General features: G+C 74.5%; 15 protein-coding genes and 1 pseudogene. 1 reads left to right on the plus strand and 15 read right to left on the minus strand.

The features are described from left to right. Window positions 1-76 precede the first annotated feature (76 nt). The 13 genes from ABZY91_RS15270 to ABZY91_RS15330 form a co-directional block, all read right to left on the minus strand. A complete protein-coding gene (locus tag ABZY91_RS15270; protein WP_329951352.1) occupies window positions 77-595 on the minus strand; it encodes a nucleoside 2-deoxyribosyltransferase in 519 nt (172 codons plus the stop codon). A gap of 87 nt (window positions 596-682) precedes the next feature. Further along, the gene (locus ABZY91_RS15275; RefSeq protein WP_329951351.1) at window positions 683-1,303 is read right to left on the minus strand and encodes a class I SAM-dependent methyltransferase; all 621 of its coding nucleotides are present in this window, start codon (window positions 1,301-1,303) and stop codon (window positions 683-685) included. Window positions 1,304-1,328: 25 nt separating this feature from the next. Then, window positions 1,329-3,212 carry a hypothetical protein gene (locus ABZY91_RS15280; protein ID WP_355402634.1) on the minus strand — a complete coding sequence of 628 codons (1,884 nt, stop codon included), beginning with the start codon at window positions 3,210-3,212 and terminating at the stop codon, window positions 1,329-1,331. A gap of 277 nt (window positions 3,213-3,489) precedes the next feature. Next, the gene (locus tag ABZY91_RS15285) at window positions 3,490-4,773 is read right to left on the minus strand and encodes an MFS transporter (RefSeq protein WP_355402636.1); all 1,284 of its coding nucleotides are present in this window, start codon (window positions 4,771-4,773) and stop codon (window positions 3,490-3,492) included. Between the two features lie 135 nt (window positions 4,774-4,908). Further along, complete coding sequence (locus ABZY91_RS15290) at window positions 4,909-6,150, minus strand: ATP-dependent carboxylate-amine ligase (protein WP_355402638.1); 1,242 nt, start codon at window positions 6,148-6,150, stop codon at window positions 4,909-4,911. Further along, window positions 6,147-7,328 (minus strand): DegT/DnrJ/EryC1/StrS family aminotransferase, encoded by a 1,182-nt coding sequence (locus ABZY91_RS15295; protein ID WP_355402640.1) that lies wholly within the window; start codon window positions 7,326-7,328, stop codon window positions 6,147-6,149. The genes ABZY91_RS15290 and ABZY91_RS15295 overlap by 4 nt, the downstream gene beginning before the upstream one ends. Further along, a complete protein-coding gene (gene blsG / locus ABZY91_RS15300) occupies window positions 7,325-8,491 on the minus strand; it encodes an arginine 2,3-aminomutase (RefSeq protein WP_329877012.1) in 1,167 nt (388 codons plus the stop codon). Before blsG ends, ABZY91_RS15295 begins: the two co-directional genes overlap by 4 nt. 151 nt (window positions 8,492-8,642) lie before the next feature. Beyond that, window positions 8,643-9,656, minus strand: a complete 1,014-nt coding sequence (gene blsF / locus ABZY91_RS15305; protein WP_355402642.1) for a CGA synthase-related protein — start codon at window positions 9,654-9,656, stop codon at window positions 8,643-8,645. After that, window positions 9,644-10,633: a cytosylglucuronate decarboxylase gene (gene blsE / locus ABZY91_RS15310; RefSeq protein WP_329951345.1), complete on the minus strand. Its 990-nt coding sequence runs from the start codon at window positions 10,631-10,633 to the stop codon at window positions 9,644-9,646. The genes blsF and blsE overlap by 13 nt, the downstream gene beginning before the upstream one ends. A 95-nt stretch (window positions 10,634-10,728) precedes the next feature. Continuing rightward, on the minus strand, window positions 10,729-11,997 hold the full coding sequence (locus ABZY91_RS15315; RefSeq protein WP_355402644.1) for a hydroxymethylcytosylglucuronate/cytosylglucuronate synthase: 1,269 nt from the start codon (window positions 11,995-11,997) through the stop codon (window positions 10,729-10,731). Between the two features lie 757 nt (window positions 11,998-12,754). Then, complete coding sequence (locus ABZY91_RS15320) at window positions 12,755-13,774, minus strand: LLM class flavin-dependent oxidoreductase (RefSeq protein WP_355402646.1); 1,020 nt, start codon at window positions 13,772-13,774, stop codon at window positions 12,755-12,757. A 203-nt stretch (window positions 13,775-13,977) separates the two neighbouring features. Further along, window positions 13,978-14,607, minus strand: coding sequence for a hypothetical protein (locus ABZY91_RS15325; protein WP_355402648.1), 630 nt, complete (start codon window positions 14,605-14,607; stop codon window positions 13,978-13,980). Continuing rightward, a complete protein-coding gene (locus ABZY91_RS15330; RefSeq protein ID WP_355402650.1) occupies window positions 14,601-16,139 on the minus strand; it encodes a hypothetical protein in 1,539 nt (512 codons plus the stop codon). The genes ABZY91_RS15325 and ABZY91_RS15330 overlap by 7 nt, the downstream gene beginning before the upstream one ends. 212 nt (window positions 16,140-16,351) lie before the next feature. Here ABZY91_RS15330 and ABZY91_RS15335 point away from each other — a divergent pair, with 212 nt between their 5' ends. After that, on the plus strand, window positions 16,352-17,104 hold the full coding sequence (locus ABZY91_RS15335; RefSeq protein WP_355402652.1) for a class I SAM-dependent methyltransferase: 753 nt from the start codon (window positions 16,352-16,354) through the stop codon (window positions 17,102-17,104). A gap of 30 nt (window positions 17,105-17,134) precedes the next feature. Here the strand turns inward: ABZY91_RS15335 and ABZY91_RS15340 are convergent. Further along, a pseudogene (locus tag ABZY91_RS15340) lies at window positions 17,135-17,644 on the minus strand (AraC family transcriptional regulator); the annotation flags it as partial. A gap of 237 nt (window positions 17,645-17,881) precedes the next feature. Beyond that, on the minus strand, window positions 17,882-18,517 hold the full coding sequence (locus tag ABZY91_RS15345) for a DUF4360 domain-containing protein (RefSeq protein ID WP_355402689.1): 636 nt from the start codon (window positions 18,515-18,517) through the stop codon (window positions 17,882-17,884). Window positions 18,518-18,698 lie beyond the last annotated feature (181 nt).

Raw genomic sequence — 18,698 nt, forward strand, 5'->3', positions numbered from 1 at the left:
GGGGCCGTGAACGGGGCCGAGGACGGGCGGGCCGGGCTCCGGCCTGAGCCGGAGCCCGGCCCCGGGCGGTCGACGGTCACCGGCCGCCTTCGCCCTCCCGCAGGCGCAGCACCGCCCGCTCGACCGCCCGGTCGACGGCGGGCAGGCAGGCGGCGATGTCCGTGTGGACCACGTACTCCACCGACGCCACCGTGTGCAGGCCCTGCACCAGGAAGGTGTACTCCCGGCCGCGTTCCAGCAGCAGGACGATCGGCTTGCCGAAGGCACTCGCCCAGCCGATCTCGATGTGGGTGCCCGGGGAGGCCGGATGGCCCGGCAGCGCGACGAAGACGTCGGCCTTGCGGATCTCGTCCTGGTCGAGCCGGGTGCACTGCTCGGGCCGCATCAGCTCCGCGCCCCACGCCTCGCGGCGGTGGGCGTTGTGCACGGAGAGTCCCTGTGCCTCGAAGTGCTTGATCAGGACGTCGAACGGGGCCCGGGCGTCGGCCGGCATCTCGCCGGTCTCCGGGTCCAGGAGCTGGATGAACGGGCCGGCGAGGAAGATCGATCGGATGCCGAGGTCGGGGCGGGAGCCATCGGGCAGCGTGACGGTCATGGGAGTACCTCCGGGGCGGCGCCGGTGCGCGGTGTCGGGTGAGGGCCGACCGGCGGAGCGGTCGTGGACGGCGGACGGTGTGCCGGGTCAGTCCTTGCGGAAACACTGGATGAAGGCGTCACCGGTGGTGCCGCCGTGGGTGTACTCCGTGGTGTCGTAGGCGACGAACGGGTGCCGCTCGACCCGGATCGACCGGAAGTGCGGCAGGTACTGCCAGCGCAGCTCCGGCTTGGTGCTGAAGAACGGGATGAACACGCCGCCGGGCCGCAGCACCCGGACGACCTCCGGCATGGTCCTGGCCCACAGCTCGGCGTCCGTCCAGACGTCCATGTCGAGGGCCGGGTCGAAGAACATCCCGTCGATGCTCTCGGACGGCAGGTCGAAGACCCGCTCGAAGAAGTTGCCGCGCTCGACGGTCAGGTTGTCGGGCACCCGGGGGTGCCGGGCCCGGAAGAGGTCCTCGACCTCGTCGAAGAGTTCGAGCACGGTGTGGCTGCGGGTCGCCGGGTTGCCGGCGATGCGCAGCGCGGACAGGCCGAGACCGAGTCCCACCTCGTAGAAGTCCCGGCCGTACTCGCAGAGCATGTCGGCGCTGGCCCACATGAGGTCCCGCTCCCAGGCCTGCATGGCCTGCTCGCCGCCGATGCTGAGGGTCACCTCGCCGTTCTGCTCGATCAGTTCGATGGCCGGCTTGGTCTGGCTCTCCATGGTTCTCCCTGGGGTTGCGGGTGGGTCAGGCGCTCCGGGGGACGACCCCGAAGTGGCGCCGGGCCGTCGAGACGGCGAGGTCCTGCACGGCGAACACCGTGAAGTAGTAGGCCTGCGGGGCCGTGCCGGGGGCGAACCGCACACGGAACGCGACGTCCTCGGCCTGTCCGCCGGGGAGCTTGAGCCTGGTGGTGACCGGCTCCACGGTGGTGTCCTCGCGCAGGTAGGTCGGGACGAAGAGCCCCAGCCGGACCGGGCCGGAGCGGGCCGCGGTGACGGTGGCCCGGACCTCCAGCACCCCGCCCTGTTCGACCTCGTCCGCGGCGTGGGCGAGCAGCGCGGGAGCGTCCGGGACCCGGAAGGTGACGTCACCGCACCGCATGCAGACGGCGCAGGTGGTGTCCAGGATCTGCGGGAGCAGCCCGCGCCGGGTGAACTCCTGCGCGGGGCGGCCGCAGTGGCAGGTGACCTCCCGGACCTGCGGGTCCAGGCTGCTCCGGTCCCCGAAGTGCGCCGGGTAGTTCATGAGCTCGGTCTCGGGGTCGGCCGCGACCTGCTCGGTGATCACGTGGTCGAGGGACTGCAGGTCCGCCGTGAGCGAGGCGTGGATCTGTTCGGGCGACTGGTCGGCGAGATGCGTGGGCCGGGCCACCCAGAGGTCCACCTTGCGGGCCAGTTTGGTCAGCCGGGGCCGGAGCGGGTGGTTGTGCGGCAGCAGGTCGGACGCGAGGTAGGCGGTCAGCCGCCGGCCCACGGTGAGCAGCAGCGCGTCGGGCCGGTGGTCCGCCGGGGCCGGGGGCGGCGGGGTGTCCTCCGGTGCGCCCGGCAGTCCGAACCGCATGAACGCCGGGTAGGGGTGCGAGCCCGCCAGACTGGCGTTGAGGGTGTCGACGGAGTCGGCGCCGAGGAGGGCGCCGTGCATCCAGGCGACGTTCTCCGGCCGGTCGGAGTCGTGCACCGACACGGCCGACACCACCGTGCGGGCCGGGCCGTCGAGCGCGTTGAGCAGCAGCTGGTACTTCGGGTCGTACAGGGCGAGGTCCGCGAGCGGGCCGCTGTTGCAGGCGCTGAGCACCACTTCGACGGCCTCCACCCGGTTGAGGGGCACCAGCTTGTCCTCGGGCTTGTAGCAGGGGAGTCCGTACGCGCAGCGCGGGCCGAGCAGTCCGGGCACGGCGCGGGCCGTGCCGTTGAGGCCGCAGATGGTGAACTCGCCGAGGTTGACGCTGTCGTCCTTGCCGTGCCCCTGGAAGGCCACCCGCCGCCACCGGGTGCCGAGGATCTCCGCCTGGATGTCCGAACGCTCGAAGTCGCGGTCGTCGAAGACCTGGACGCCGGGCAGCCGCGGGGGCCGGTCGGTGTCGGTGAACAGGCCCAGCGCGTCGACGTCGAGGGCCGGTTCCGCGTACTGCTTGGCCACGTTCCACACCACCGAGTCGCCGTCCCGGCCGCTCAGCAGCGTCAGCCCGTGCCGCGGGCCGCGGTAGGTGGCCATCAGCAGGGCCCGGACGGGGTCGAGGGTGAGCCGGTCGTAGCAGCCGACGACCAGCAGCGAGCCGGCGTGCCGGGCCCGGAACGCCGGGAGGTCCGCCAGTTCCTCCTCGGACACCCAGGTCCGGGCGAGCGGGCGGGCCAGCTCGGCGAGCCCCGCGGGCAGGTCGGCCGCGCCGAGGACGACTCCGACGTCCACCGGGTGGGGTCGCCGCAGGCCGCCGTACAGCCGGCCCGCGAGCTCGACACCGGCTGCCAGGTCGGCGCGGTCCTCGGTCGCGACGGGCACCGGCGAGAGTTCCGGGGCGTCCAGGAACTCCCGGACGGCCTGGGGTAATTGCTGCCGGGTGACCTGGCGGAACAGGGGCTTCGGCGCGGACGGCCCGTCGGGCCGCCGGTCGGTGAGGGCTGTACTCATGAGGGACCACCTCGGGTCGTCCGCGCCGGGAGGGCGGGAGGGAAGGGAGCGGCTCGGGGCACGAGCCGACGACGGGTGAACGGGTCGACGGGCCGGCGGAGGCGGGAGCGCCTGCGTGGCCGGAGGGAGCCGGGGGGACGGTGCGGGCCGGGGGGACGGCCGGGACTGCGGGGCCGGCGGGGGCTCCGCGGACCGCGGGCCCCGCACGGGTGGCGCGGGCCGCACAGGCCGGAGGGGCCGGACCGGCGGCCGACCACGGGGGTCGCGGGCCCGGCCGTCACGCCGCACACTCCACCAGCGGGGCCGGCCGACGGGCCAGCAACCCCCGGCAGGCGAAGGCCAGTCCGGCGGCGGCCAGGGCGGTGCAGGTCGCCACCGCGAAGACCGCCCGCGGCCCGAACGGGTCCATCAGCAGGCCGCCGACCTGCTGGCCCAGCGCGTCGCCCAGGACGGTGGCGAGCGACGCCCAGGTGAACGCCTCCGCCAACGACCGGCCGTCGGCGATGGCGCTCACCAGGGTCATCTCACTGGCGGACACCAGGGCGATGGGCGCGCTGCCCACCGCGAGGGCCAACGCCAGGCCCACCTGGGAGCCGGCGAGCAGCGTCAGCCCCGTCCCGAGGGCGTACGCCAGCAGCAGGCGCGGGAAGCGCACCTGGGGAGGCACCCGGGACTGCGAGCGGCCGAGCCAGAGGGCGCCCAGGGCGCTGCCGATCCCCCAGCACGCGTACACCACGCCCGCACCGCCGGGGGCCCCGTGCCGGGCGACGAAGGCCGGGATCGCCAGGGTCAGCAGTCCGACGGGTACCGCGGAGACGGCCATGACGGCCGCCAGCGCGAGCAGGGCCGGTTCGCGCAGCGGACCCAGCAGGCCGCCCCGGTCCTTCGGGCCGCCCGGGTCCTTCGGATCGTTCCCGCCACCCGGGCCGTCCGGGCCGTCCGGAGCGGACGCCTCGGCGCCGTCGGTGCCGGGGGGCAGCCGGGTGTGCGCGAGCCCCAGCGTGCCCAGGCCGCCGAGCACCGCGACCGTCGTCAGCGCCAGGCCCGCCGAACCGACCAGCATCAGCGCCGCCAGCATCAGCGGCGCGCCGATCACCAGGACTTCGGTGAGCAGGGCCTCCCAGAGGTAGGCCGTCTCGCGCTCCTCCTCCCGGAGGGGCAGCCGCGCCCAGAGCGAGCGCATGCAGGCGTTCGCCGGCGGCAGCACCACCCCGGCGACGACCGCCACCACCGGCTGCGCCCACCCGCCGGGGCGGGTGACCCAGACCAGGACGGCGAGCGCCGCCGGGTACGCGAGAGCCGTGGCGGTCAGCACCGTCGCCCGCCCGCGCCGGTCGAGGCGGCGGGCGATCAGCGGACTGCCGAGGGCCATCCCGAGGGTGTACAGCGCGGCGACCAGACCGGCCTGGGCGTAGCTGCCGCCCTGCTCACGGACCGTCAGCACGACGGCCAGCGACATCAGGTAGACCGGCAGCCTGGAGACGACGCTCCACCAGGCCGCGCCGGCCACCCGGGGTCGGGTGAGCAGGTCGAGGAAGCGACGGGGCAGGCCGCTGGTCACGTGGTCGGTCTCCGTTCCGTGGCCGCCCGGGGGCGGCGGGGTCGGTGGTGCGGCCCCTGCCCGCGGACGACGCGAGCGAGGCGGGTGGTGCGGGTATTGCGGGTGGTGCGGGTGGCACTGCTCGCGCGCGTGGGATCAGAGCGGGACGGGGTCGGACTCCCGCTCCGGCAGCACCTCGATCGTGAACCGGTCGAGCACCTCACGCATCCGGGCCTCCACCTCCTCCACCGACCCTCCCACGACATGGGCGTAACCCGAGGCGTTGTGCGACGCCCGACGGGCCGTCACCGCGTCACCGGCGGCGACCTTGAGCACGGCGTCGACGACCCCCGGCATCCCCAGGATCTCCTCGCGGGACGTGATCCGCCCGACCCTGCCGGACCCGGGCAGCGGCAGCAGCAGGTCGCCCGCACAGCGGCGCTCCCGGTAGGCCAGGTCCGGGCGGCGGCCGAGGTAGACCGCCAGGGTGGCCCCGAACACGTCGAAGCCGTACGCGTGGCCGTGGTTGGCGGGGATCTCGCAACCCGCGAGCCGCACGCCGATCTCCCCCGCGTACACCTCGCCGTCGATCAGGAAGAACTCCATGTGCGCGTACCCGTGGTCGACGCCCGTCCCGGTGACGATGCGCTGGACCAGCGCCCGCAGGTCGACCGGCGGGCCGTCCCCGGTGCCGACGCTGATGTTGGCGTTCATCGCCCCGTCGACGATGTCCAACGGGCGGCAGGGCATCGCGCTCGGCCACGCGTCCAGGACCTCGCCGTCGAGGATGAGCGCGCACACCTCCCACTCGGTGCCGCCGAGGTGCTCCTCCACCATCCAGTTCCGCGCGCCGAGGTCGATCCCCGCGAGGTCGCCCGGCCCGGTGAGCCGGTGGGTGTCCACGCAGGCGAACGAGTCCACCGGCTTGAGCACCACCGGCCAGCCGTGCCGGGCGGCGAACCGCCCGACCTCCTCGGCCGACCGGACCCGCGCGAACTCCGCCGTCCGCAGGCCGAGTTCACGGAAGCGCTCCTTCATGGCGGCCTTGTCCCGGACCAGGACCACCTGCTGTTCGGTCAGGTGCGGGAGGCCCGCCAGCTCCGCGAACCGCTGGGCCACCGCCTGCCGGGGCTCCGACGGATTGCAGAACCGGCTCGGGGCCGTCGGCAGCCCGGCCGCCCACTCCCGGTAGCGCTTCGCCTCCTCCTGCGCCGGCACGTCCTCGCGCACCCAGAAGGCGGGCAGGTGCGCGGTCTCCAGGAGGTAGTCCTCGGGCAGGTCCGGCGCCGTCCCGGCGAACCTCAGCAGGACCAGCCGGCCGGCCAGTTCCCGGGCCGCGTAGCGGGTGAACGAGGACGGCCGGTCGTCCACCATCAGCAGCACCTCGGCGTCGGTCACACCGCCTCCAGCGCCTGGCGGACGGCCTTGGCCGCGAGGGCCTGCTCCTCCTCGGACAGTTCCGGGGAGAGCGGCACGCACAGGGTGCGGTCCAGGAGGTCCCTGGTCCGTGCGAAGCCGTCGCGGCTGAGCGCGAGCGGGCCCTCGGGCGCGTGGTTCCACGGAAAGCCGTCGCGGTAGAGCGAACGCCGGCCGGTGAGCACCGGGTGGTCGGGCAGCAGGTACTTCCCGAGCGTCCAGTTGGCGATCCCCGCCGCGGTGAGCGCCGCCACCGAGGCGTCCCGCAACTCCCTGCTCTCGCACCGGAACCGCAGGCTGACCTTCACGTCCCCGGCGGCCCGGGGCCGCACCACCAGGTCGGACCGGTTCGGCAGCTCGGCCATGGCGATGGCGTACATCCGCTCCAGGCCGGCGAGCAGCTCGTCGAGGTGCCGGAACTGCTGGCACTGGACGGCCGCGACCTGCTCGCTGGTCACGAAGTTCTCGCCGAAGTGGGCGTCCCGGTTCCACGTCGGGTAGTGCCCCGGCACCCGGGCCGAGCCGTGGTCGTGGTAGCGGCGCATGGTCGCCCACGCGTCCTCGTCGTTCGTGACGAGCAGCCCGCCCTCGCCCGAGGTGAGGACCTTGTTGTGGTGGAAGCTGAACGTCCCCGCGTACCCGGCCGTCCCGACGTACCGGCCGTCGGGGAACCGGGCACCGAGGGACTGGGCGCAGTCCTCGACGAGGTACGGCACACCCACCGGCAGGGGTGCCACGGTGCCCTCCATGTGGGCCGTGATCACCCGCTGCGCGTCGGGCGGCAGCAGGGTCGGGTCCATCGAGAGCGAGTCGTCGGCGTCGACCAGCACCGGGACCAGACCGCAGGACAGCACCGCGCCGGCCACCGCGACGAAGGTGACCGCCGGGATGTGGACCAGGTCGCCGATGGCGGGCCGGGTGGAGATCAGCGCCAGCCGCAGCGCCTCCGTGCAGTTGTGGACCGCCAGGGCGTGGCCCGCGCCCAGCCGCTCGGCGACGCTGCGCTCCAGCCGGGAGGCCATGCTCTCGGTCTCGGTCTGGTAGCGGAATAGGACCTGGTGCTCGATCACCTCCTGCAGCTCCGCCATGTCGGACCAGTCGAGGTAGTTCGCTCCGTAGGGCAGGAAGCGCTGCCCGAGCCGCTTGTCGAGAGAGCTCATGGGGTGTCTGACTCCGTGATCGGCTGCGCCGTACCGTCGACGACCATCTCCTGGCCTCGGTAGTTGCGGAGCAGCAGGCCGTCGGGGGTGGGGGTGTAGGAGGGCTGCGCGATGGGGATCTTGCCGATCTTGGTCGTCAGCACGTACTGGGGGACGCCGAACCCGGTGATGTGGCCCTGGAGGCCGGCCATGATCTCCCAGCCCTTCTCCACGGACGTCATGAAGTGCGAGACCCCGGTGACGTTGTCGCAGTGGTAGAGGTAGTAGGGCCGGACCCTGATCCGCAGCAGCTCGGTCATCAGGGTGCGCATGGTGTCGACGTCGTCGTTGATCCCGCGCAGCAGCACCGTCTGGTTCCCGACCGGGATCCCGTGCCGGAGCAGGCGGTCCACGGCCGCCGCGGCCTCCGGGGTGATCTCCTTCGGGTGGTTGAAGTGGGTGTTCAGCCAGACCGGGTGGTACCGGGCGAGCATCGAGCAGAGCCCCTCGGTGATCCGCTGCGGCAACAGCACCGGGAACCTGCTGCCGATCCGGATGATCTCCACGCTGGGGATCGCGCGGAGCCCGGCGATGATCTCCTCCAGCTTGCCGTCCTGGTAGGACAACGGGTCGCCGCCGGTCAGCAGGACGTCCCGGATCTCCGGGTGGTCCGCGATGTACCGCAGGTCCTCGTCGTACGAGCCGCCCTCGTCGTCGCGGAAGTAGGTGCCCTCGACGTCGGTCGTGTGGAACTTGCGCGTGCAGTGGCGGCAGTAGACCGGGCACGCCTCGGTGACCAGCATGATCACCCGGTCCGGGTACTTGTGCACCACCCGGTTGGTCTTGCGGTAGAAGGTGTCGCCGACCGGGTCGACCTCGGCCCCGGGGAACTCCATCAGCTCGCCGAGCGCCGGCACCGCCTGCAGCCGGACCGGGCAGGCCGGGTCGTCCGGGTCCATCAGCGACGCGTAGTAGGGGGTGACGCTCCAGCGGTACTTGCCCGCCACCCCGGTGATGGCCTTCTCCTCGTCGACGCTGAGGTTGATCCACTGCCGGGCCTTGTCGGCGGTGGTGATGCGCCGGCGCATGTGCCAGCGCCAGTCGTCCCAGTCGGTCTCGGGGACCCTGGGGCGGATCAGTTCGGGGCGGGTGGCAGCCGTGGGTTCGCGGAGGGTGTCGGACATGGCGGCTCCAGCACGAGGCGGGCGACGTGGGTGAGGGGGGGCGGTACCGGCGTGGCCGGACCGGCGGGCTGACGAGGTGACGGGACGGACCGCTGCGGCGAGCTCACAGCGGGGCGCGCTCGGGGACGGCGGGTTCACCGCGCGGGGGCGCTCACGGTGGGGCGAGCGCGAGCTGGCGGACGGTGCGGGCGACGCGCTGTGCGCCGCGCAGGTCGTCCAGGGCCGGATCGAGCAGGTGCCAGGGCCCCGCCGCGGTCGCCGCGGACGGCTCCCACAGGCCGGGGTCGTCGGGATCCTCCGCCGTCGGCAGGGGCAGGACCGCGGCGACCCGGGCGGCCAGGTCCCGCTGGGCGGGCCCGAGCGGTGGCAGCAGGGTCAGGGGAGCCCGGCGCGCCTGGGCGAGGGCCAGCACCCCGAGCACCGGCGAGGCGAGGAACACGGCGGCCCCGGCGTGCAGCGCGTCCGGGTCGACCTCGGAGGCCCGGTCCACCCGGAGGCCCGGGTGTTCCGCGCGGCCCTCCAGGGCGGACCGCAGGAGGTCGAGCCCGGTGTCGGCGACCACGGTGCAGCTTCCGGTGCGCCGCAGCGCGGCGTCGGCGAGCCGCGGCAGCGGTCCGGTGGCGAAGGCCTCCGCGTCGGCGTCCGGCACGCCCCAGAGGGAGAGCAGCAGGAGGGTGCCCGAGCGCGTCCGGCTGCGGCCGGTGCGGTGCGGCGCGAGGACCCCGGTCGGGCGGGTGGCCCCGGCGGCGGGCCCGGACCGCGGCAGCCACCCGGGCCGGTGGGTCCGGCCGAGCGCGCGTTCCGGCGGCGCGTCGGCGGCGGACGGCCCCGGATGGCCCGACGCCAGGTGCACCACCGGAACACCCAGGGCCAGCAGCCGTTCGGTGGCCGCCAGGTCGTCGCAGACCAGTGCCACGACGGGTGGCGGGTCGGGGTCCGGCCCGTCCACCCGGTGGAGGTCCCCGAGGTGGGCCGCCACCCGGCGCAGGGCGAGCGTCGAGTCCAACTGGCCCTCCCGGGCCCTCAGCAGCACCCCGGGGCCGCACGGGGCACGGCCGTCCGGAGCGTGCGGGGCCGGCCGGACCTCCGCAGCCGACGAGGTCTCCACCGACGAGGTCTCCGCAGCCGGCGGGGCGGTCTCCGGACCGGAGGTCAGTAGTGCCACGGTCCCACCGTCCCGAGCCGGGCCACGTCGTCGCTGTAGCCGGCGGCCGTGGTGGAACACCCGCTGCACACCTCGGGGCCGCGCTCGCGGAAGTAGTCGGCGTGGGACCGGAAGACCGGGGTGTCCAGCCGGATCACGCCCTGCTCCCGCAGCGGTGCGCCGCCGGGCCCGTCGTCACCGTCCCGGTGCGGGATGCAGCTGCACGCGTACATCCGCCCGTACTTGCCGTCGACGTAGATGACGTCGTCGGCGACGTGGCACAGCGGCTCGGCGGCGCGCGGGGTGACGGACCGGGTGAAGTACCGCTCCTGCTCCTCCGGGGTGTCGCCGTAGAAGCGCTTGCCCATCGGGACCAGCACGGCGTCCGGGTCCGCCTCGTAGAGCGGATCACAGACGGTGCGGACGTGGTCGGCGTCGGGGTAGGTGACGGTGCGGTCGAGCTTGAGGGCGGACAGCTCCCACTGCTGCACCCCCGCCTCGGTCAGGACCTGTTGCAGCTGCGGCATCTCGGTGTAGTTGTGCGGCCCGACCACGGTGTTGACCCTGGGCAGGACGCCGAGCGCGGCGGCGTCGCGCAGGCCCTGCAGCCCGCTGTCGAACATGCCGGGGGACCGCCGGTAGACGTCGTGGGTGGCACCGGAGGAGCCGTCCAGGCTGACGATCACCTGGGCCAGGCCGGCCTCGGCCAGCCGGGCGGCCTGCCGGGGCAGCAGCGAGCCGTTGGTGATCAGGGACATCCTCATCCCGGCGGCCGTCCCCGAGCGCACCAGCTCCACCACGTCCGGGTGCATCAGCGGCTCCCCGCCGGTGAACCGGACGTACCCGACGCCGGCGTCCCGGGCCTTGGGCAGCAGGTCGTCGAAGTCCTCCCGGGAGAACCGGAACGTGTCGCGGGAGAGGGCGAACTCGCACATGAAGCAGTCGGCGTTGCAGGCTTCCAGGATCCTGATGAAGAGGTAGCGATCACGTGCACGCACGGGGCGGGACCTTCCAGGCGGTTCACGGGACGGAGGCGGGGCGGGGTCGAGGGCGGACGGAGCAGGGGCGGGGACGGCCGGACCCGGCCGCCGGGTCAGGTGGACGGGTGCGCCGCGTCCAGGACTTCGAGCAGGGCGTCGGCCACCTGGGCCGCGCCTCCGGTGCCGACCGCGGTCGTGAGCGCGCCCCAGTCCTCGACCTCCGCGGACCGGCGCAGTGCCTCCAGGACACCGTCCCGCAGGACGCGCCCGACGGCTCGGTGGTCGTCGCCCCGGGCCGCCGCCTCGATCGCGCCGTAGATCAGCTCCAGGGCGTGGTCCTCCCCCTCGGAACGCAGCGCCAGCGCCTCGTCCTCGGCGAGCACGTCCTTGGGCCAGGGCACCCGGAGCCGGGCGTCGAGCGCCTGGCTGTGGTAGCGGCCGTTGAAGATCTGGCTGAGGTTCTGCGGCGGCAGGCAGATCGTGGGGACGTTCAGGCCGCCGGCCTCCAGCAGGGTGGTCAGGCCCGGCGAGGTGAGCAGGACGTCGCTCGCGGCCAGGCGCTCCAGGAACGCCCCGTGGCCGAGCGGGCCGGTGGTCGTCCGCGGCGGGGCGATCGACGCGTCGACCAGCCGGCCCGCCAGGTCGGCGGGCAGGTTCCCGGCGATGTGCACCTCCTCGACGCCGTGGGCGGCGAGGGCTTCCAGGACGGCCGGCACGACCAGGCGCGGGTAGTTGCCCGGATCGCCGAGTCGCGGGGCCCGCAGCCCGCCCAGGCTGATCAGCGCCCTGCGGTACGGGCCGCCGGTGCTCCGCCCGCCCGCGGGCCCCCCGGCGGCATGCGCGGACCCCGCGGCGCGCGGCGCGGCGATGACCGCCTCGACCCAGCGCAGGGCCCGGGCGCCGGCGAGGACGTCCAGGCACTCGGACGGCAGCTCGACGCTCCGCTGCGCGCAGTACACCGTCGTGTCCAGCGGCAGGGCGTCCCGGTCGCCCTCGGACCAGAGGAAGGGCAGGCTGTCGACGAACACCGTCGGCACGCCGGCCGCCAGCAGCGCCTTCGCGGCCGCGCCGTCCAGGACGACCACGGCGGCCCGCACACCCTGCGAGCGGACGATCTCCCGGACCGCCGCGGCCAGCCGCTCCGGATCGTCCGGCAGGTCGTACCAGCCGTCCACCGTGTGCTCGGCGAGCAGCGGCCGGCCCAGCCCGGAGGCCAGGCCCACGAAGCGCAGCGGCGTCGTCGGACGGCGCCGCAGCGCGGAGAGCACGGCGCTGAGCTTCCCCGAACTGCCCCATCCGAATTCGGCCCCCACGAGCGCGACGGTGGCGGGACCGGACCCCGGGGCGGGGTTCTCGGCGGGCGCAGCGACATCGGACGGCATCGGTTGTCTCCCGCATTCCTGAAAAGGCCGGCAGGGTTGGCACCGGGACATCCGCCGCACGCGTGCACGGAGCAGCCCCGGGAGGGATCACGCACCCCACCGTGCGGTCGACGCGGCGAGGCTTCCTTCGACCACAACCGTTACGCATACGGCCGACCGGCACAAGGGCCCGATTCGGCATTCATGCTCACGAGTGAATATCCCGATCTGGCGACTAACTATCATCCGACGATCGGGAGTTGATGATCCTTCAGGGAAATCCCGCGTCACGGAACGGACGCCGGGACGGGTGCCGGAACGGGTGCCGCCGGCCGACCGTTCGACGACCGCGGGCCGGTCCGGCAGGTCCCCCGCGGCGTACCGGCGGGAGGTGGGGCGGCGCCCCGGCACCGGCGCGGGCGGCACGACGCCGCCGCCCACCCCCGCGGCGGAAATCCCGGTCCGGTACGGGCCGTTGCGACCCGGGGCGCGCCTGCGGTCACGCCACAGTCGATCGGAGGACGGCGGGCGGCGTGACGCCGGGACGGTCGAGGGCGGGCGCGCCCGACTCGGCCACGCCCAGGGGCCGTCGGACGGCGTGGAGACCGGCGTCGAGACCGGGTGCGGGGCGCGCGGGGACACCGTCATTGCCGCCGAGGCCGGCACCCCGCGTCGCACCGGACCGGGAGGTCCCGACGCCGTGCGGCGGCGAACAGGCCCACCGGTCAGCGCGGTCGGCCACGCCGGCAGCATCGGCCACGCCGCCCGCCGCGTCGGGTCAGACGGTCGGCTTCCACCCCAGCAGGGGGGCGAGCCGGGTCGCGATGTCGGTGAGGATCTGCACGTAGTCCTCGTGGCCGAAGGTGAACGGCAGCGCGAAGACGGCCTCGTCGACCTCCCGGAACGCGGCGTGCGCGTAGAGCTGTTCGGCGATCTCCTCGGACGTCCCGACCAGGTCCGGCGCGAACATCACGCGTGCCGGACCCTGCGGGGAGGTGGTGCGCGGGAGCCGGTTCAGGGCGTACTCCCGGTACTTGGCGCGCTGTTCGGCCGAGGCGCCGTCGGTGGGGATGACCACGAGTCCCTGGGAGACCCGGGCGCGCGCGCCCTCGGGGTGGTGGGCGCGGAAGGCCTCGATCTGCGAACGCTGGATCTCGGCGAAGTCCTCCGCCTCCTCAGCCCGCACCACGTTGCTGGTCAGCAGGCTCAGCCCCTGCTCCCCCGCCCACCGGGCCGAGCGCAGGCTCCCGCCTCCGTACCAGATGCGGCTCGCCAGGCCGGGCGCGACCGGCTGGACCCGGTCCGAGAACACCTCGATGCCCTCGACGCCGCTGAAGTCGGTGGCCGGCTCGCCCTTGACGAAGTCCAGCAGCCGCCGTACCCGCTCGTAGCCGAACTCCTCGGCCTCGGCGGTGTCCGGGTACAACGCTGGGGCGACCTGGTCGAAGTGGCCGGGCCGTCCGACACTGATGCCGGGGTTGAGCCGGCCGCCGGACAGGATGTCGGTGGTCGCGAGGTCCTCGGCCAGCCGCAGCGGGTTCTCCCACCCCAGCGGGATGACCGCGGTGCCCAACTGGATGCGCCGGGTGCGCTGCGAGGCCGCCGCCAGCACGGCGACGGGCGAGGATATCCCGTACTGGAGGTGCCGGTGGCGCACCCAGGCGCTGTCGAATCCCAGCTGCTCGCCGAGCTCGATGAGCTGGAGCGTCGACTCGTGACCCCGGCCGGGGTCGGCGGGGTCGAACAGCCCGATGGTCAGGAACCCCAGCTTGCGAAGGGGCTGCGAGGGCAGCGGCACCGGTTCCTCCGTTTCCGCGACGGGCTCGGCACGGAGCGGCGCGGTTCGACTGTCACGACCCGGGGACCGATCGCCGGGCGTCCGACCCACACTCACACGTGGGCCGGAGGCGATCAAGTGCCGCACGGGTAACGCCATCGGGGGCAACACGCCCGTGACGTCGCCGCAGCAGTCGGCCGCGCGCCGGCGCCGCGCGGCGTCCGTCAGTCCGCGGTGCGGAACAGCGGCTTGCCGGCGTGCAGCCGACGGCAGATCCGCCGGTAGCTCGGTCGCCCCAGTTTGGGCGGCCGGCCCTCCCGGGCCCGTTTCGCGCCCCCGTCGTACAGCTGCGGGACGAGGATCTCCCGCGCGGCCCTGAGCTGTTCCCTCGTCGGGTCGTAGGAGTCGATCTCGACCTCCAGCTCACCCGTGCCGTAGGAGGAGGACTTGTCGCTCAGCACCAGCGCCCGCCCGTGGACGGCGCCCGCCACCTCGAAGACGAAGTCGTTGTAGTGGCCGCAGACCATGCCCTCGGCCCGCAGGTCTCCCCCGACGTACACCGAGCCCCAGGAGACGAGGTCGCGCACGACGAGGTCGCCGAGGACGACCAGCAGGCCGATGCGGGAGACGTAGTCGTCCACGAACCCGTGCACCACGAGGTCGCCGTCGACGATCAGCGCGACGTCGTGGTCGAGGTCCTCCGGCACGACCAGGTCGCCGTGGTGGACGTACCAGCCGTAGTCGGGGTCGTCGAGGTAGTCGGCGATCTGGGTGTGCCGGCCGATGCGCTCGGCGTAGGCGCCGGCGTCGGACAGGCGGTCGAACCGGGCCCGCCAGTCGGAGGTGGTCAGCACGGCTTCCCCGTCTCCCCTCGTGCGGCCGCGCGCAGGGTCCGGACCTCCAGCAGGTCGCGGGCCTCGGCGGCGTGGTCGTCGTCCGAACACCCGGCGATCGCGGCGAGCACGGGCACCGGAAGCTCGGGGTTCTCCATCATGGTCGAGCAGTACCGGTTCTCGGCGGCCCAGCCGAGCAGGAGGTCGCGCGGGGCGGCCGGGTTCCTCGCGAGGTCGTCCAGGTCGTGACCCTCGGGCGACAGGGCGGCCGCGCGGGCGTACTCCGCCAGCGCCTCGGGCGGGACGTGCCGGTTGGCGACCGCCCGGCTCAGGTAGTAGACCGGGCTCCCGACCATCGCGGCGAGGACCTGCTCCGGCGGTTGCGTCCCGACCGCCCGCTCGATCCGGTCGAAGCTCGCCCGTTCGGCCTCGCCCTCGACGTTCCGCCCGCTGTAGTCGAGCGCGAAGCCGATGAGGAGGTCGGCCGGCCAGTTCGGCTGGGACATCGCGTTCCCCTCGTGGAAGTACGGGTTCAGCTCCAGCGCGTGCAGGCGGCGCAGCGTCTCGGGCGGGGTCGCCGGGTGGCCGAGGACGGCGTGGACGAGGCGGCGGCGCTCCTCCCGCTCCTCGGGGTCGGGCTCCCGGCCCGCGGCGGTGTCGTCGTCGGCGAGCCCCGCCAGCGTGTCGGCGAGGCGGGTGAGGGCGGCGGGCGGGGCGAGGCGGTTGTCGGAGAGCTCCGCCAGCACCCTGCGGTCGGGATCGGCCGCGAGCGCGGTCAGCTGCGCGACCGGGGTGTACCAGTTGTCCGCCGCCGCGGCCCGCACCCGCGGGTCGGGGTCCTCGGCGAGCCGGGCGAGCGAGACGGGGTCGTGGTTGCGCCACCGGGTGGCGACCAGCGCGCGGACGGCCGGGTCCGGGTCGCCCGCGAGGGTGTCCAGCACCGGTGCCAGGTCGCGGTGCCCGCGGCGTTCGACGGCCGTGCGGCGCACCCTCGGGTCCGGGTCGGCGAGGTCGGCGGCGCTGCTGCGTCCGAGGGCCGTCAGGACGCGGCGCACGCGCGGGTCCGGGTCGCCGGCCAGCGCGTCGAGTTCCTCGGGCCGCGCACCGACCCGGCGGGCGACGGTCAGCCGGACGTCCGCGCACGGATCGGCGACCAGGACGGCGGCCACCGAGCGGGGCAGCTTCTCGCGCGCGGCGAGTGCGCGGCGCACGGCGACCGCGGGGTCGGCGGCGAGCGCCTTCACCGCCCGCCGGGGCGTGGCACGGTGCACGGCGGCGGCCCGCCGCACGCCTTCGTCGGGGTGGGCGGAAAGCCGGGCCAGCCGTGCGGGAGCGGTGGCCGGCTGCGCGGCCAGCGCGCGGGCGACGGGTGTCCACCGCGGCACGTCACCGCCTTCCTCGGCCCGCACGGCGAGTTCCTCCGCCAGGTCGGCGGGCAGGCCGATCCGGGACGCCACGATCCGCGCGAGCGCGGGGTCGGCGGCCAGCTCGCGCAGCCGCGCCGGCGGCGTCGCTCGGCGCCAGGCCTCGTCCACCAGCAGATCCGTCGTCATCCCGCCCCCTCGTCCTGCCCGTTCCGTGCCGCCGTGCGGTGTCGGCCCGGCCGCTGCCGGGCCACCGTCCGGCCACGGGGCAAAGCCTCGCACGTACCACCGACACCGCCGGCACCAGCCTCCTCGACGGCCCCGCCGGGATCCGGCCGGCCCGGTCGGACCGTGAGCGGTTCGTTCAAGACCGCGGGCGTCGCCGCTCCGAGACTGCTCGCATGACCGAGCACACGACCCGCCGAACGACCGACGAACCCTCGGCCGGCCACGCCGCCGACCCGACGACCGGACAGACGACCGGACGGGCGACAGGGGAGGTGACCGGCCGGGCCTTCACCCCCGCGACGGGCCGGTTCGCCCCGGTCCGCTTCTACGACCCCCTGATCGCCCTGACCCGGGAGCGGCTGTGGCGCGGGCTGCTGGCCATGCACGCCGCACCGCGGCCCGGTGACGTGATCGTCGACGTGGGCACCGGCACCGGCTCACTGGCCCTGCTGCTCAAGCGGGTCGAGCCGCGGGCGAGGGTGGTCGCCGTCGACCCCGATCGCGAGGTGCTGGCGCTGGCCCGGCGCAAGGCGAAGGCCGCCGGTGCGGACGTCGAGTGGCGGGTGGGCATGGGTGACGCGCTGGCGGACGTCCTCGATCCCGGCTCGGCGGACACCGTCGTCTCCGGGCTGGTGCTCCACCAGTGCCCCCTCGCGGTGAAGCGGTCCGTCCTCGCGTCGATGTCCGAGGCGCTGCGGCCCGGCGGGAGGCTGGTGATCGCCGACTTCGGGCTCCAGCGGACGCCGCTGATGCGCCTCGCCTTCCGGATCGTGCAGCTGGCGGACGGGAAGGAGGACACCCGGCCCAACGCCGACGGCGTCCTGCCCGGGCTGATCTCGGAGGCCGGCTTCCGGGACGTCCGCGAGGCCGAGGTGGTCTCGACGGTCAACGGTTCGATCTCCGTCCTCGTCGCCCGGCGGGGCTGACGGCCGCAGCGCGAGCAGGACGGCGGAGGGGGTGAAGCCGATCATCTCGCGCATCTGCCGGCTGAGGTGCGCCTGGTCGGCGAAGCCGCCCGTGATCGCGGCGTCGGCGAGCGACTGCCCCTCCCGCATGGCCTCGGCCGCGCGGGCCAGCCGCCGCCAGATGCGCCAGCGGGCGAGCGGCAGGCCCAACTGCAGCCGGGCCAGGGCCCGCAGGCGCTGGGGTGAGAGTCCGACCCGGGCGGCGAGGTCCGGCATCGGCAGGCTCCGGTCCGCCAGCAGGTCCAGCGCCGCCGACAGCCGGGGGTCGAGCCGGCTCGACGGCCGCCCGCCGGCCGGTCGCAGGTCCGCCTCGCGGAGGTCGCGCAGCTCGGACGCCTCGGTGACGCCGGCACCGCAGCGGTCGCGCAGCCGGTCGGCGAAGGCGCAGTGCGGGTCGACGAAGAACGTCCGCAGGTGCGGCACCGCGAGCAGGCGGTGCCGCACCATCGGCGGGACGAGCAGCGCCTCGGCGCGGTGGCGGACGCCGTCCGCGTCGACCATGGCGACCTCGCCCTCGACGGCGACGGCGATCTGGAAGGCGGCGTGCCGGTGCAGGGTGCTGTCGGATGCCGCCGGTCCCTGGAACCACGCGTACCCGTGGCCGACCGCGAAGCCCCGCACCGGTTCCCTCCCTGCCCCCGTGTCCCCGATCCTGCCAGCCGGTTGACGCCCCGGCGAGGTCGGCCCCGGCACCACGGGCCGACCTCGCCCCCGCCCACCGGATGGTGGGCGGACCGGTCAGGGGCAGTGCTTCCAGGCGAGGTGGTAGACCGTGTTGACGCTGCCGTCGGTGGAGTCCATGGTCATGAAACTGGTGGTCTTGGTCGTGTCCGAGGTACCCGCGCTGACCCGGATCTCGGTGTTGATGTTGAAGTTGCGGAGCTCGCCGCAGGGCGACCAGACCAGGGCCGCGACGGCGACGGTGTCGGTGGCCTGCCAGCTGTCGTCGAGCGCCCCGGTGAACCGGTGGCTGAGCGAGGCGGTCTCGGGCGAACCCTGGAAGTAGTAGCTGGCCTTCTGGACGGCGCTCGCGCCCTTCTCCAGGTGGGCGAAGCCGCGGTAGTCGGCGGAGGCGATCGCGTAGGTGAAGCCCTGCGGGACGTGGACGTTGAGGTTCAGCTGACAGTTCTTCCGGAAGTCCGTCGGCTTCGAACCCACGCCGACCTGGGCGACGTACTGGCTGTAGGTCACGGTGAAGGCGGTGTTGTCCGGGGAGATGGCGACCGCGGCCGAGCCGGCCGGGCACCCGGAGCCGTTGACGGTGGCGACGTCGATGACGATCTTGTCCGGCGGCGGCGTCGTCCAGCCGGAGGCGCCGGCGGTGCCGGCCAACGGGGTGGCGAACAGGACCGCGGCGGCACCGCCGACGGCCATGAGGCGTACGGTCACGGGAGTTTCCTTCCGTCCGGCCGCCGGGCTCCCGGTCACGCACCCCCACGGGCGGACCCGACCGACGGCTTTGTCACGTACATGTCAGCACGCGGAATGCGGCCCGTACAGGGGCGCGACCGGGCGCACCTCAGAGCGCCGGAGCGGCCACCCCGGCGCTCGACCG

The organism is Kitasatospora sp. NPDC002965 (assembly GCF_040611255.1).
Lineage (GTDB): Bacteria > Actinomycetota > Actinomycetes > Streptomycetales > Streptomycetaceae > Kitasatospora.